At 36.5% G+C, this 14,030-nt stretch carries 12 protein-coding genes and 2 tRNA genes; 6 read left to right on the forward strand and 8 right to left on the reverse strand.

Annotation, left to right across the window (positions count from 1 at the left end; all coding sequences use genetic code 11):
• Positions 1–77 precede the first annotated feature (77 nt).
• Positions 78–1,265, reverse strand: coding sequence for a tRNA 2-thiouridine(34) synthase MnmA (gene mnmA, locus AC0INN_RS11140; RefSeq protein WP_273650276.1), 1,188 nt, complete (start codon positions 1,263–1,265; stop codon positions 78–80).
• Between the two features lie 200 nt (positions 1,266–1,465).
• Here mnmA and AC0INN_RS11145 point away from each other — a divergent pair, with 200 nt between their 5' ends.
• A complete protein-coding gene (locus tag AC0INN_RS11145) occupies positions 1,466–1,996 on the forward strand; it encodes a hypothetical protein (protein WP_172281767.1) in 531 nt (176 codons plus the stop codon).
• A gap of 76 nt (positions 1,997–2,072) precedes the next feature.
• On the opposite strand, the gene AC0INN_RS11150 is transcribed toward AC0INN_RS11145, so the two are convergent.
• Complete coding sequence (locus AC0INN_RS11150; protein ID WP_172281773.1) at positions 2,073–4,604, reverse strand: ATP-dependent Clp protease ATP-binding subunit; 2,532 nt, start codon at positions 4,602–4,604, stop codon at positions 2,073–2,075.
• Between the two features lie 154 nt (positions 4,605–4,758).
• Between AC0INN_RS11150 and AC0INN_RS11155 the strand changes: the two genes are divergently transcribed.
• The 5 genes from AC0INN_RS11155 to AC0INN_RS11175 are packed head-to-tail and all read left to right on the forward strand — an operon-like array spanning position 4,759 to position 8,418.
• Entirely contained in the window at positions 4,759–4,983 is a 225-nt protein-coding gene (locus AC0INN_RS11155; RefSeq protein WP_273650277.1) for a uroporphyrinogen decarboxylase, read from the forward strand.
• Positions 4,983–6,077, forward strand: coding sequence for a glycosyltransferase (locus AC0INN_RS11160; RefSeq protein WP_273650278.1), 1,095 nt, complete (start codon positions 4,983–4,985; stop codon positions 6,075–6,077). Before AC0INN_RS11155 ends, AC0INN_RS11160 begins: the two co-directional genes overlap by 1 nt.
• Positions 6,078–6,123: 46 nt before the next feature.
• The gene (locus AC0INN_RS11165) at positions 6,124–6,543 is read left to right on the forward strand and encodes a SufE family protein (protein WP_273650279.1); all 420 of its coding nucleotides are present in this window, start codon (positions 6,124–6,126) and stop codon (positions 6,541–6,543) included.
• Between the two features lie 2 nt (positions 6,544–6,545).
• Positions 6,546–7,511, forward strand: coding sequence for a glycosyltransferase family 9 protein (locus tag AC0INN_RS11170; protein WP_273650280.1), 966 nt, complete (start codon positions 6,546–6,548; stop codon positions 7,509–7,511).
• 4 nt (positions 7,512–7,515) lie between these two features.
• Positions 7,516–8,418, forward strand: coding sequence for a glycosyltransferase family 2 protein (locus AC0INN_RS11175; RefSeq protein WP_273650281.1), 903 nt, complete (start codon positions 7,516–7,518; stop codon positions 8,416–8,418).
• A gap of 76 nt (positions 8,419–8,494) precedes the next feature.
• Here the strand turns inward: AC0INN_RS11175 and AC0INN_RS11180 are convergent, their stop codons facing one another.
• The 6 genes from AC0INN_RS11180 to AC0INN_RS11205 all read right to left on the reverse strand — a co-directional run bounded on the left by AC0INN_RS11180 (position 8,495) and on the right by AC0INN_RS11205 (position 14,019).
• Positions 8,495–9,397 (reverse strand): hypothetical protein, encoded by a 903-nt coding sequence (locus tag AC0INN_RS11180; protein WP_273650282.1) that lies wholly within the window; start codon positions 9,395–9,397, stop codon positions 8,495–8,497.
• A gap of 4 nt (positions 9,398–9,401) precedes the next feature.
• The gene (locus tag AC0INN_RS11185; RefSeq protein WP_273650283.1) at positions 9,402–12,188 is read right to left on the reverse strand and encodes a hypothetical protein; all 2,787 of its coding nucleotides are present in this window, start codon (positions 12,186–12,188) and stop codon (positions 9,402–9,404) included.
• A 2-nt stretch (positions 12,189–12,190) separates the two neighbouring features.
• Positions 12,191–12,661, reverse strand: coding sequence for a DUF4280 domain-containing protein (locus tag AC0INN_RS11190; protein ID WP_273650284.1), 471 nt, complete (start codon positions 12,659–12,661; stop codon positions 12,191–12,193).
• A 54-nt stretch (positions 12,662–12,715) separates the two neighbouring features.
• Entirely contained in the window at positions 12,716–13,699 is a 984-nt protein-coding gene (locus AC0INN_RS11195) for a hypothetical protein (protein WP_306613230.1), read from the reverse strand.
• Between the two features lie 137 nt (positions 13,700–13,836).
• Positions 13,837–13,911 (reverse strand) — tRNA-Val (locus AC0INN_RS11200).
• Positions 13,912–13,944: 33 nt separating this feature from the next.
• Positions 13,945–14,019, reverse strand: a tRNA-Val gene (locus tag AC0INN_RS11205).
• Positions 14,020–14,030 lie beyond the last annotated feature (11 nt).

A 14,030-nucleotide genomic window follows, 5' to 3' on the forward strand; every position in this document is an offset into this window, starting at 1 on the left:
AACCCGAAACAAAGTGCTCCGGGTTTATTATATATTATTTAGTCTTAATTTTTGGTGAGTATACTGAAAATTTTATATTATGCAATAACTCCGCTTCCTATCAATTCATCCTCCATATACCATGATGCAAACTGTCCTTCAGCAATTGCAGACTGAGGATTTTCAAATTCGATATAAAAAGCATCTTCAAACTGGTATAGCGTAGCCTTTTGAAGAGGCTGTCTATATCGGAACCTGGCCATTACTTCTATGGATTCACCATTGGAAAGTCTTAGGTCCTCTCTCACCCAATGAAGTTCCGGATTATTTATTTTTAAAGCTTTTTTATGCAGTCCGGGGAAGCTATGACCTTCTCCTACGAAAATAATGTTGTTTTCAATGTCTCTGGACACGATAAAACAGCTTTCTTTATGTCCGCCTATACCAAGCCCCTTACTCTGGCCAATCGTGAAAAATTGAGCGCCCTGGTGCTTTCCGATTACTTTTCCGTCAGATTTTTTATAACTGATCTTTTGTGATAAATATTGGAGTTCTTCTTCCTTCGAGGGAAATGAAGGCTTTTCTTTCGAAAATAAAGGAGAATCGCTGAAAATTTCTACAATTTCACCTTCTTTTGGCTTGAGTTGCTGCTGTAAAAACTGAGGAAGACTTACTTTACCTATAAAACATAGTCCCTGAGAGTCCTTTTTATCCGCTGTTACCAGCCCGATTTCTTTTGCGATTTCCCTAACTTCGGGTTTTGTAAGTTCACCAATAGGAAACAAAGCCTTTGACAATTGATCCTGACTCAGCTGACAAAGGAAATAGGATTGGTCCTTGTTGTTATCTTTACCTGCCAGTAAATGAAAAATTTCCTTTCCGTTTTCATCAAAAGTTGAGGTTACCCTGGCATAATGTCCTGTCGCAACTTTATCCGCGCCCAAAGACATTGCTGTTTTCATAAAAACATCAAATTTAACCTCTCTGTTGCATAGTACGTCAGGATTCGGGGTTCTCCCTTTTTCATATTCTGCAAACATGTAATCGACGATACGTTCCTTATAAAGATCACTCATATCAATAACCTGGAATGGTATTCCAAGCTTCTGAGCTACCATTAACGCGTCATTACTGTCCTCTATCCAGGGACATTCATCTTCTAATGTTACGGAAGCATCATTCCAGTTCCTCATAAACAAAGCCACTACTTCATGCCCTTGCTGTTGCAGCAAATAGGCTGTAACGCTAGAATCTACACCTCCGGAGAGGCCTACTACTATTTTCATTGTATTTCAATTTTACGAAACTCTTAACGGGAGTTCTTAGTTTGATCCGGCAAAAATACAACTAAAAAGATTCGCAAAAAAAACATAATTTTAAGCATTGATAAAAACGATGGTAATGTAGAATCCCGGAATTTTAAGGAATTATGGGTTCGCAGGAAAGCAATTGCATATTATCTTTATTAATAATTAAATATCAGAGTATGAAAAAAATAATTATTCCATTGATGCTGATGTGCTCAATATCAATATTTTCCCAGGTCACAGTGGGAGCTCCCTCAATGACTGAAAACAACAGATGGACTTTCGGAGGCGGGATCGGTTTAGGTTTTGGAAGCAACAGCGCATTTTCTCTTCAGGCAGCTCCGAGGGTAGGATACAGGTTAACCGATGATCTTGAAGCGGGAGTATTGGGAAGTGTTTCCTGGCAGACATCAGACTATTATAGATCAACGATGTTCGGGGTTGGTCCTTTTGTGAATTACTATTTCGCAAGATCCTTTTATGTAGGGGCGAATCTTCAACATTATTTTATAAATTATCATGATAAATTTTATGATTATAAAGATAACCGGGAAGAAACGGCACTATATCTGGGAGGAGGATATATGCAAAGGATAGGAGGGAATTCCTTTATGCAGCTGGGATTGATGTACAATGTTTTATGGAAAGAGAATTCAAGTGTTTTCTCAAGTGGATTGGTTCCGAACATTGGATTCGTTGTGGGCCTTTAATAATTACGGAAATTATTTAAAGATAAAAAAGCACGGAAAATATTTCCGTGCTTTTTATTTTAACAAAATTATTTATTTATTGAGAAGACTTTTCAGTCGTCTTTTTGGTCTTTTGAGCCTTGCCGGTTAATCCGTCTTTAGCTTCATTTACATCAAGAACAATTGTTTCTCCTTCATTTAATTGCTTGTTTACCAGCATTTCTGCCAATAAATCCTCAATGTATTTCTGGATTGCTCTTTTCAATGGTCTTGCACCAAAATCTTTATCCCATCCTTTTTCAGAAATAAAATCTTTAGCTGCTTCAGTTAAATCGACTTTATATCCTAATTTATCAAGTCTGGTGTAAAGCTTATTTAATTCAAGATCAATGATTTTCTTGATATCAGTCTGTTCAAGAGAGTTAAAGATCACAATGTCATCAATTCTGTTCAGGAATTCAGGAGCAAATGCTTTCTTAAGGGCATTTTCAATTGTGCTTCTTGCTCTGTTGTCTGTATTTGACTTCTTAGCAGAAGTTCCGAATCCTACACCATCTCCAAAGTCTTTAAGGTCTCTTGTTCCGATGTTTGAAGTAAGAATAATGATCGTGTTTCTGAAATCAATTTTTCTACCTAAACTATCTGTAACATGTCCTTCATCCAGAATCTGTAATAAGATATTGAATACATCAGGGTGAGCTTTTTCAATCTCATCAAGAAGAACTACCGCATAAGGTTTTCTTCTCACAGCTTCAGTAAGCTGACCTCCTTCCTCATATCCAACATATCCCGGAGGCGCACCTACCAATCTTGATACGGCGAATTTTTCCATATATTCACTCATATCAATTCGGATCAATGCTTCATCTGAATCGAAAAGTTCTCTTGCCATTACCTTGGCAAGCTCAGTCTTACCAACACCGGTTGTTCCTAAGAAGATAAATGTTCCGATCGGACGATTTGGATCTTTAAGACCCGCTCTGTTTCGTTGAATAGCTTTAACTACTTTTCTTACAGCATCTTCCTGTCCGATAACTTTTCCGTTCAGGTTGTTGTCCATCTGAGCTAATTTATCAAGCTCATTTTTACCAACTTTGGTTACAGGAACACCACTCATCATGGAAACTACCTCTGCAACGTTTTCTTCTGTAACCGTTTCTTTTTTCTCTTTTACATCCTTATCCCACTGATCTTGTGCGGCATTAAGCTCCATTTGAAGTCTTTCCTCCTCATCTTTAAGCTTTCTGGCTTCAAGATAATCCTGAGCTTTTACAGCTTTCTGCTTCATTTCTTTGATGTCTTCAATTTTCTTTTCGAATTCAATGATTTCGGTAGGAACTTTCATGTTTTTGATATAAACACGGGAACCTGCTTCGTCCATTGCATCAATCGCTTTATCCGGTAGGAAACGATCTGTAATATATCTTGATGTAAGATTCACACAAGCCAATATGGCTTCTGGTGTATAAATCACATTATGATGCTCTTCATACTTATCTTTGATCTGATTTAAAATCTGAATGGTTTCATCAATAGAGGTAGGCTCTACCATTACTTTCTGGAATCTTCTCTCTAATGCTCCGTCTTTTTCAATATATTGACGGTATTCATCCAAAGTAGTGGCTCCGATGCATTGAATTTCTCCTCTAGCAAGAGCCGGCTTAAACATATTGGAGGCATCCAGACTTCCTGTAGAACTTCCTGCACCTACAATAGTATGAAGCTCGTCAATGAATAGGATAACATCCCTGTTCTTTTCCAATTCCGTCATGATCGCCTTCATTCTTTCCTCGAACTGACCACGGTATTTCGTTCCTGCAACTAAACTTGCAAGATCCAGTGTGATCACTCTTTTACCAAAAAGAACTCTGGAAACCTTTTTTTGCTGGATTCTTAAAGCTAATCCTTCTGCAATAGCAGATTTACCCACTCCGGGCTCTCCGATAAGAAGCGGATTGTTTTTCTTTCTGCGGGAAAGAATCTGAGAAACCCTCTCGATTTCTTTCTCACGTCCGATTACAGGATCCAATTTCCCATCCCTTGCTAAAGATGTAAGGTCTCTACCAAAATTATCCAGCGTAGGAGTTTTGCTCTTTGCAGCGCCTAAATTTCCTGCCGGTTTTCTCATCTGCTCAAATTCTTCTCTTTCATCATCATCATCATAAGCACTCATCTGAGGTGATTGTCCGGAATTTTTAAGCATTGTCTGGTATTCTCTTGAAACGCCTTCATAGTCGATATCGTAAGCGCCTAATATATTTGAGGTGGGATCTTCATATTTATAAAGAATACCTAAAAGTAAATGAACGGTATTAATTTCATTACTTTTGTATTGTCGGCATTCTAACTCTGCACGTTTAACGGCATGATCTGCCATTTTCGTGAAAGAAATATTGGTTACCTCCTCAGAAATAGGATTAAGACTTGCTGTATTTAGAGTTTCAATTTTTCTTCTGATTTGTGTTAAATCGGCATTAAGGTTTTGAAGGATTTCTTTTGCAGAGTTTTCTGTTTTTATAATACCTAAAAGTAGATGTTCTGTATTAAGAAATTCACTTTTCAGCCTTTTAGCTTCATTTTTGCTCTGTTTGAACACTTGGCTCAAACCTTGTGAAAACTTATAATCCATAATATATCTCAATTAGAATAAAGATAGAATTATCTTTTATTCATTATTCTAAATTACAAATATTTTACCAAAAATCAATTAATGACTTTATGGCAGAAAAAAGTTTTATTATCTTATTGAAAATGACTAAGTTTGTGTCCCTTAAATTTTTCTTATGAACCCCGAAATTGCTGCTTATATTGGATATTCTGCTTCACTTTTTCTTGTGTTGAGCTTTATATTGAAAGATGTAAGAAAAATTAGAATCGTAAATATGATTGGCTGTATTTGTTTTGTCATTTATGGTATCTTTAACGGAATGCTCTGGCCGGTTATTATACCCAACGGATTGATCTGTATTATACAGATTTACCATTTAATGGCCGGAAAGAAAAGTTAATGAAAAAAAAAATAATTACATCTGCTTTTAGTAATCTGTATACAGATCAGCGAATAGAAAAGGTCTGTCACACCTTGTATGAAAACGGATACTCCCTGGAACTGATCGGAAACGACTGGGGAGGGGCTGAGAAAATCACAAGACCTTATCCTTTCTCAAGAATTATGCTGGTTTCTAAAAGTTTAAAGACGGCTTATTTTGAATTTAACTGGAAATTGTACAAAGAACTGAAAAAGAAAGCAGATAAGAATACCATTCTTCATGCTAATGATATTGACGCTCTTCTTCCCAATTATCTTATCGCAAAAAAATTAAAAATCCCTTTAATTTTTGACAGTCATGAAATTTTTTCCGAAATGCCAGCCATTCAGGGCAAAATGTCACAAAAAATATGGCGTTACCTGGAAAAAAAAGTACTTCCGAACTTAAAATTCATGATAACAGCCAGCGGAAGTTATGCAAAATGGTTTAAAGAAAAATATCATGTAGAGGCTACAGTGGTACAAAATGCACCCAAAAAAATAAACTTTCCAATAGATATTCCCGATAATAAGCCTAAAGTATTTTTATACCAGGGTGCAATAAATCCTTTTAGGGGAATTGATAAAGCAATTCTGGCTATGCATCATATTGATGATGTTGTTTTCAAGATTGCAGGAGATGGTCCCAAAAAGAAGGAATATGAAGAGCTGGTAGCTCGTGAGAATCTACAGCATAAAGTTGAGTTTTTGGGCAAGCTGGTGCCTGAAGATCTAAGAAAAATTACTCTTACCGCAGATGTGGGGATGAGTATCGAGGAAAACGGCGGGGACAGCTACTTATACTCCCTTCCGAATAAAGTCTTGGACTGTATTCAGGCAAGGGTTCCATTAATTATGGCTGATCTCCCTGAAATGCGTAATATAAGAATGCAGTTTGATGTTGGTGAGATCATTAAGGACCATCAGCCGGAAAATATTGCAGATGCTGTTTTCAGAATTTTAAATAAGGGAAGAAAGGGTTATCAGGATGAATTGAAAAAAGCCTCGGAATTGCTTTGTTGGGAAAATGAAGAACTAAAACTTCTGGAAGTTTTTAGAAAGGCATCTCAATAAATTATCTTTACAAAAATGGTATCTTTGCATAAAGAATTGTTAAAAGATGACCATTAAAGAAAAACAGCAGGAAATAATAGACGAATTTGCATTTCTTGACGATTGGGAGCAGAAGTATGAATATATTATTGACCTTGGTAAAGAATTGAAAGGGCTTTCAGAAGACAAGAAAACAGATGCTAATCTTATTAAAGGATGCCAGAGTAAAGTATGGATTGATGCTGAATTTAAAGACGGCAAACTTTATTTTGATGCTGATTCTGATGGTATTTTACCAAAAGGAATTGTTTCTCTTCTGGTTAGTATTTACAGCGGGCATTCTACACAGGAAATTCTGGATTCGGATTTCCAGTTTATTTCAGAGATCGGACTTCAGGAGTTTCTTTCTCCTTCCAGAGCCAACGGACTAATGGCAATGACTAAACAGATTAAATTTTATGCAGTTGCCTATCAACTGAAGTCGTAGTTGTGACAAGAATTTTAGCATATCGTTTTTCCGCTTTTGGCGACGTTGCGATGACAGCGCCCGTTTTTCGTGAATTCCTTGAACAAAACCCTGATGTAGAAATCGTAATGGTTTCCAGAAAAAATTTTGAAAGCTTGTTTTCAGATATTCCCAACATTATTTTTAAAGGAATTAACCTGGATGATTATAAGGGTTTTTTTGGATTGAATAGATTGGCCAATGAGTTAATCAGAGAATTTCATCCGGATTTCATAGCTAATTTGCATGATGTAATCAGGACGAAGGTTCTGGATAAAATCTACAGGAGAAAGGGATACAAAGTATTCAAGATCAATAAAGGAAAAGAAGAAAAGGAAATTCTTACCGATGTCTGGAATCTGGATAAAGTACAACTGAAAAAAACCGTCGAGCGATATGCAGACGTATTCCGGGAAATGGGGTTTAAAGTGAACTTATCCAATAAATTAAGGCCATCAACACAGCAAAAGTCCGGGATCGGGTTTGCTCCTTTTGCACAGCATAAAGGAAAGATGCTTCCCTTGGATAAATCCTATGAACTCGTTAAAATTTTAGCCCAAAAAGATAAAATATATTTCTTCGGAGGCGGGAAAAATGAAACAGAAACCCTGGAAAGATGGGAAAGTGAAATTCCGAATACCCAAAGTCTTTCCGGGAAATTAAACCTTAAACAGGAGCTGGATACAATTGCAGAACTTAAACTGATGATCTCAATGGATTCTGCCAATATGCACCTTGCCAGCCTTGTGGGAACAAGATGCGTTTCTATCTGGGGATCTACACATCCTTATGCCGGTTTTTTAGGGTTTGGACAGAGTGAAGATGATGTGGTGCAAATTAAAGATTTAACATGCAGGCCTTGTTCAGTATTTGGAGATAAGGAATGTTTCAGAGGAGATTGGGCATGTCTGGAAGAGCTTAGTATTCAGAAAATCATTGAAAAAATCTAATGAAATGAAAATTACAATCTGCATTCCTGTCTATAATTTTGATGTCCGGGAATTAGTTTCTGATTTAGGAAAAGAAATTACAGCAAAGGCTTTTAATGCAGAAATCATATTAATCGATGATCGGTCTGAAGAACAATTTAAACAGATTAATAAAGTCCTAGAAGATAAGGTAGAAAAATTGATCTATCTGGATAAAAACATTGGGAGATCAAAAATCCGCAATCTGTTTCTTTCCTATTCAAAGGGAGATTATTTACTTTTTCTTGATTGTGACGGTAAAATAACAAGTGACCGTTTTCTAGAAAATTACATAGAATTTATAAAGGAGAATCCGGATACAAAGGTGATCTACGGAGGGCGAGTTGTCTCAGAATCACCGGTTGATCAAAACCATTATTTAAGATGGAAATTTGCCGTAGAGCGTGAGAATTTACCGGTTTCGCTTCGTGTGGAAAATCCTTACTTGAGCTTCCAAACAAATAATTTTATCATTGATCGGAATATCCTCAAGAAAGTTCCGTTTAATCCCGAATTTCAAAGCTATGGGTACGAAGATCTGTTATTTGCAATGGACTTAAAATCCAGTCATATAAAAATTAACCATCTACAGAATCCTGTATTCAACAATGATGTAGAAGATAATCAACTCTACCTTGAAAAAGTAAAAGAATCGGTAGGTAGTTTATCTCAAATGCTTCAAAACAAACAACTCAGTGCAAAACTTTCCGAAATTAAACTGGTAAAAGCGTACAGGGCTATAAAAAGGCTTGGTTTAAAAAGCTTATTTACCATTTTCTTTAGGGTTAGCAGGCCAAGGATAGAGCGTAAGCTTTTAAAGCGAAATATCAACCTTAAATACCTTGATTTTTATAAGCTGGGATTACTACTGAATGTAGCGGATATCTGAAAGATTTTCTTTATCAGAATCATTTCAGGTAAAAATGAAGCATTGACAAAATGCCAATGCTACGATTGAAAATTAATTATCTTATTACTTCAAGAGGAGCGCCTTTTTTTGGACGATGAAGTACCAATTCATAGATTTCTGTACTTTTGTCTTTAAGTTTTACCTGCAAAGCTGATTCATCTTTATTTTTTTCATCAGTCCTGATTAAAGCAACCATTCTTCCATTGCCATAAAAAACCATTTTATAATTGTCTATCGGTAAAACTTCAACGATATTCTGAATCGTTTCCGATGTTTCTGCCTGGTCCTTTTTGCTCTCAGCAGAAGAAAGATATAAAGCCTTGTCAATTTCGGCATCTCGGACTTTTGTTTTTGTGAGAAAACTACCAATATCTTTTTTCTGCAGAATTTCCCTGAAATGATTATAAGTCTCTAAGACCTCTTTCAGAAGAGCATCTTTATCTTCATTCAACAGAACAGCGGAGTGGGACCATCCTGATACCTGATAGGGAACATCAGAAGTAAAATCCCAGGATTGAGTAATCTCTTTTGAGGGCTTATTGGTTTCTGCATTAAACTTACAATCTACTATTACCTCATAGTCAGGGGAATCAAATGAAGCATACTTTAAAATTCTGAATTTATAATATTTAAGCTCGTTTTCATCCAGTTCTTTATCCGACTTCAAAATAACTTTAACGGTTTGTTTTCCCGGACCTAAAATTTCACGATTAATAGGCAAGGTCAACGATGTTCCGCCGTTTTTGTAATAATAGGCAACCAGGATATCATTAATGTAAACCTGAAAATCGCCAGCTGCATCAAGGCTTAATGCATATAAAGGTTGAGAAGCCATATTTTGTGTTGTTTTTTTTTCGTAATTACTTTTGTTTGATGGAGATGTATGAGACGCTGTATCTTTTTTTTGACAGCTTATCATGTTGAACAGCAATAAGCCAAATAATATCTTTTTGTTCATTGTGTTAATATTTATGTTCTTCTCCGGCTCCAAATGTCATGCTGACTGGATTTCCGGAGTAGCTTGGGATCAGTTTAAAAGGATCAAGTGTTTCCGGAGCTTTATTTTTGGAGTTCCTCTTCATGGAAAATTTGTAATAAACAGTAACCATAAGTCCTGAGAACTTGGTTGTAAAGTCAAATTTATTATCCCAATCGAAATTAGGGCTTGCTGTAATTTTGAATGAACAGTCTGCTCTTACCCCGGCCTGAAGCTCTACCTCAGGAAACTTATTAATCTGCTTGGCGCTCATAGTAAGGCCCAGTTCAAGTTCAAGTTTTCCTCCGAGTGTTCCGGAAAGGGTTAAATCGGTATCAAATTTATTGCCTTCTTTTGCATCATTCCATTTTACATAGGCTTCCTCGATTGCCAGATTTGCATAAAATATCAAATCAATACGATAGGTAATGCTTAAGGCATTCATTGATATTTTTTCAATGAGCCAGGTCGTTAGGTCCAGGAAAGTAATAAACTTTCCATAAACAGGAATTTTATCAGCTAAGGCCAATAAATCAATTTTAAGCTCTCCACCAATGAGGGGAGAACATTTTACCTTTCCGGCAAGTTCAAGGCCAACAAAATCCCCTGTTTTTGCAAATTTCCAGCTAATCCCTGCTGATGGGGCAGGAGGGAGGAGTGAAAGGCTCATCATGCTCCTTCTTCCTGCCAGTGAAGGAGGAAGGGATTCTGCTCCCTTTCTGGCCTCTTTTGCTCCTGCAATATCATCTACCGTATCATAAACCGATTTTAAAATGCCCAGCATTTTACGGTACTTTTCGGCAAATTTCCAACTGAGTTCATGGGAGACACCACCATTATATGAGACCTTGGCGGAAAGTCCAAAATTCCCTTTCATATCTCCCATGTAACGGTTAGCAGAAGTGGCAATTTTTTTTTGTCCGTCTTTGATATTCTTGTTTTCGTTTCTCTCTTCTCTTCTTAAGTCGGCCAGGGCAACAACATCCCCTTTTGTTTTAAGATCTCCTACTGAGATGGTGTCTCTTGTTGCTTTACTTTCAGTACCATAGATATTATAGGTTGGCTCAGAATTACCGTACCAAACAGGGTCGGAGGTATTGTAAAGGAAGTTTAGTGACCATTCTACATCCGGGAATATCCTGATTTTAACAAGTTGATTAGGATACCGACAAGTAGAAACAGGAACAAAATACGTTTGTATTTTTTCTTTTGATAGCCAGAAGTAATTGACCAGCCAGGATTCTGCCACAGGAATATCATTGAATTCTTTATCTCCGATAGCTGTAGTTTTGTTGTAAATGTAGGAAAGGTTCAGTTGGAGTTTATTTTCTCCAATAAAGCTGTAATCCTCATTCTCTTTCCATCCCTGTACGTCTGCTACATTTCCTGACGGGGCTTTCGTTTCATCAGCGTAAGCATCAGTATCATTTGCTTGTGTGGGATCATTTTTTACGGATAGTACTTTATTTGTATAATGGGGAACCAGAACAGTATCTAATAAAAAAACATGTTGCGGGATATTATGTTTTTGGTCTTTAGGAAGTAAAACTCCTGTACACAAAACATTTTTATTCTGAAGATTATCCAGGGTTATGCTTATTTTTTTCTTTGTTTTATCTCCTGTTACAAGGTCAAAAGTATTTCGTGTATTGTCTATCCTGTCTTTAGCATCTTCATCAAATATAACATAGGGAGATCGTTTTTTATCATCCTCATCGGCTATCGTTATTTTGCTGTATCCGCAGGGATCATATTCTTTTTTAAGATATTCAATGTCTCCTATATATTGAATCTGATTATTTTTTTGTTTTTCAAATTCACCGAAAAGGGCACTCATATCATTATAAGGAACCAGTAAGTCGGGAGAAGTGTTAAAGATCCATTTTCCTTTTTCCATTCTTCCCCAGTTTGAAGTGTCTTTTTCAGAATCATATTCACCTTCCTGGGTAAGAAAACCTTTGGGTAGAAGAACCGGTCCTGTAAATCCTACATAACCTTTTAACTTTAGAAAAAACTTTTCATCCTTCTTTTCTTTATTGTGATTTTTTTGCCATTCGGTATTCAACTGAAACTTTAAAGATTTTACCGTGTTGTAAACGAATGGTCCCGGATTGGTAATTTCAATTCTTTGCTGTTTGGAAACGACCTTACCTTTGTTAATGAGCTCAACATCAAAAATGAACTTTGAAAGGCTATTGTTCCAGTCGGGAAGCATATGCGTATAAACTTCTACATCTACTGTTTGCCCATACAACGCTTTTTTTTCGTTATTTGTCAAAGGAATGTACCCTCCTTTAGGAAATTTAAAATGACAGTATAAGACCTGTGGTTTATCAATAACAACCACTCTCATGGCTTCTGTACCATCTGTTTCAGGGAAATTACTATAAGGTATTAACAGATAAATGACTCCAATACTTTTTGCACTTGTTTGAATGTCACCGGTAGTGAATACTTTGTTGTTTCCTTCAAATATTTTGTAATCCTTGTTTTCTTCGTTTTGGGCTTTTATTGTTGTAAAAAAGTCATTCGGCCCAAGGTTTGGGTAAAGTTGTTTAAATGATGTCCAGATATGCTCTCTTATAAGGAACCACTTCACTTCCTTCATTGTAGATTCCGGATTTCGGGTTCCTTTTCCCAGGCAGGTTTTATCCAGATAAGCGGTAAATGAGTTTCTGGCAGGGCTTAGTTCCACAATGGATCCGGAACCATACTTCCTGACGTTTTCTTTGGGCTCCTTGATCAGAGCTTTTTTAATCCCAGCTGTACCCATACTTAAAATCCAAATTTATAAAACTCCTGCGTATCATGCTGTGATATATTGATAACAGGATTTACATGTGACTGAAGCTCTTCATCTGCCTTTTTTATATTGCTTTTGGAAGGTTCTCCAATTTGTCCGGTTTTAATGATGCTGATGCAGTCTTTACCACCGATAGGACATGTTGCTTTGCTGTCTTCCAGTAAAACATAGCCATCAGGTGGAGAGTATTTTTCTTTTTCATAATAACCACTCCATTCAGTAACAACAGCTACACAGGGTGTATTGAGCTTTTTTTTGCATGAACCAAAGCTGTTTTTTTCAAAAGTAGATCCTATATCTTTATGTGTTGCAGCCAGTTTAGAGCTGCCATTAAGGTCATTGATGAAGAATTTTTGCTGCGTAAGTACCTTTAATGTATCGGGAGTAGTACCAAACTGACATTGGCACAAGGCTCCCTGTACTACTTTCTCTTTTAAAGACATATTAATGTAATTTGTGTGGTTTGTAAAATTAGTGTTTTTTATACAAATGGATTTTTACCAGTCATTTTCATATATGTTTTTGTAAAACCCCCATTTGTTAGGTTCTGAAACTACAAGTCCGCCCGTAATAAAAGGGCTATCCTTACTTAGTTTCTTGTCAGAATACTCTCCGTTATGGAGCTGAAACTGATTGTAGCTGATTCTTTTAATTAATTTTTTTTCCCCCGAATAATCCCTGGTGAAAACTTCAAAATATGCCCGGGTATGCATTGGGAAATGATGGTATACATCCAAATCAAAGGTGACCTTAAGAGACATCCAATGTGCATCTTGATTAAAAGCATTTGCAGGAATAGAATATAAGTCCGCAGGTATTTCTTCACTTTTGAATTCAATAATAAAAGAATGATAATCTGTCGGAATCTTTTGAATGGTCTGAATTCCGGGGAATCTTAAGGGATTCTGATAAGGAATTACAGCCAGAAATAATGCTGTTGATGTTTTTCTTGTGTCTCCATAATCAATGAATTTAGGATGGAAAAAGAGATTCCAGAACCAGTCATAATGCAGCCCGTTCTCTATTTCTTTCTTATTTTCCATTTTATGGTCAACAGCGGATAAGAATTTCTCCAATGGCTGTCCCGAATACTTTTCAGATAATTTTAACTTCTCGCGGGACCATCGGGTTTTAATTTCATCAAAATTTGTAATTTCATTAGTGCCCGTTCCTTTTTCATTGATTTGGGTCTGGACAGGATATAGGGATTTCGAAATGGATTCGGCTAATAGCTCGCTAATGTTATCGGCTTGATGCTGATTAAAGTAGATGTTTTTTTTATCAATTGTTAGAAAACCTTTCCCGTATTCGAGGTTTAATTCAGTAGTAATTTCATAATCAACCCTTTTATCCGGCGTTTCTTCATCATTTGAAAAATACTTTATTGAAACTCCATACTTTCTTGAGGGGAGCCCTAAAGGGTTTATTCTCAAAGTATTTAATCGTCTTAATATTTCTTTTTTTGATAATATAACATCCATAGCAAAAACATTTTAACCTATCAGACATGTGTTGTGTTGATCAAATTTAATGAATTGAATTGAAAAGACTTGAAAATTTAAGGAATTAAGGTAAGATCAAAAAAGAAAGATCTCCCAATTTCTTGAGAGATCTTCTGTGGGTCCTGAGGGATTCGAACCCCCGACCCTCTGGGTGTAAACCAGATGCTCTGAACCAACTGAGCTAAGAACCCGAATTTTTTTGAAAGGTTTCGTTTCCTTTTCTGTGGGTCCTGAGGGATTCGAACCCCCGACCCTCTGGGTGTAAACCAGATGCTCTGAACCAACTGAGCTAAGAACCCTCTATACTTGT

This window comes from Chryseobacterium subflavum, assembly GCF_055762745.1.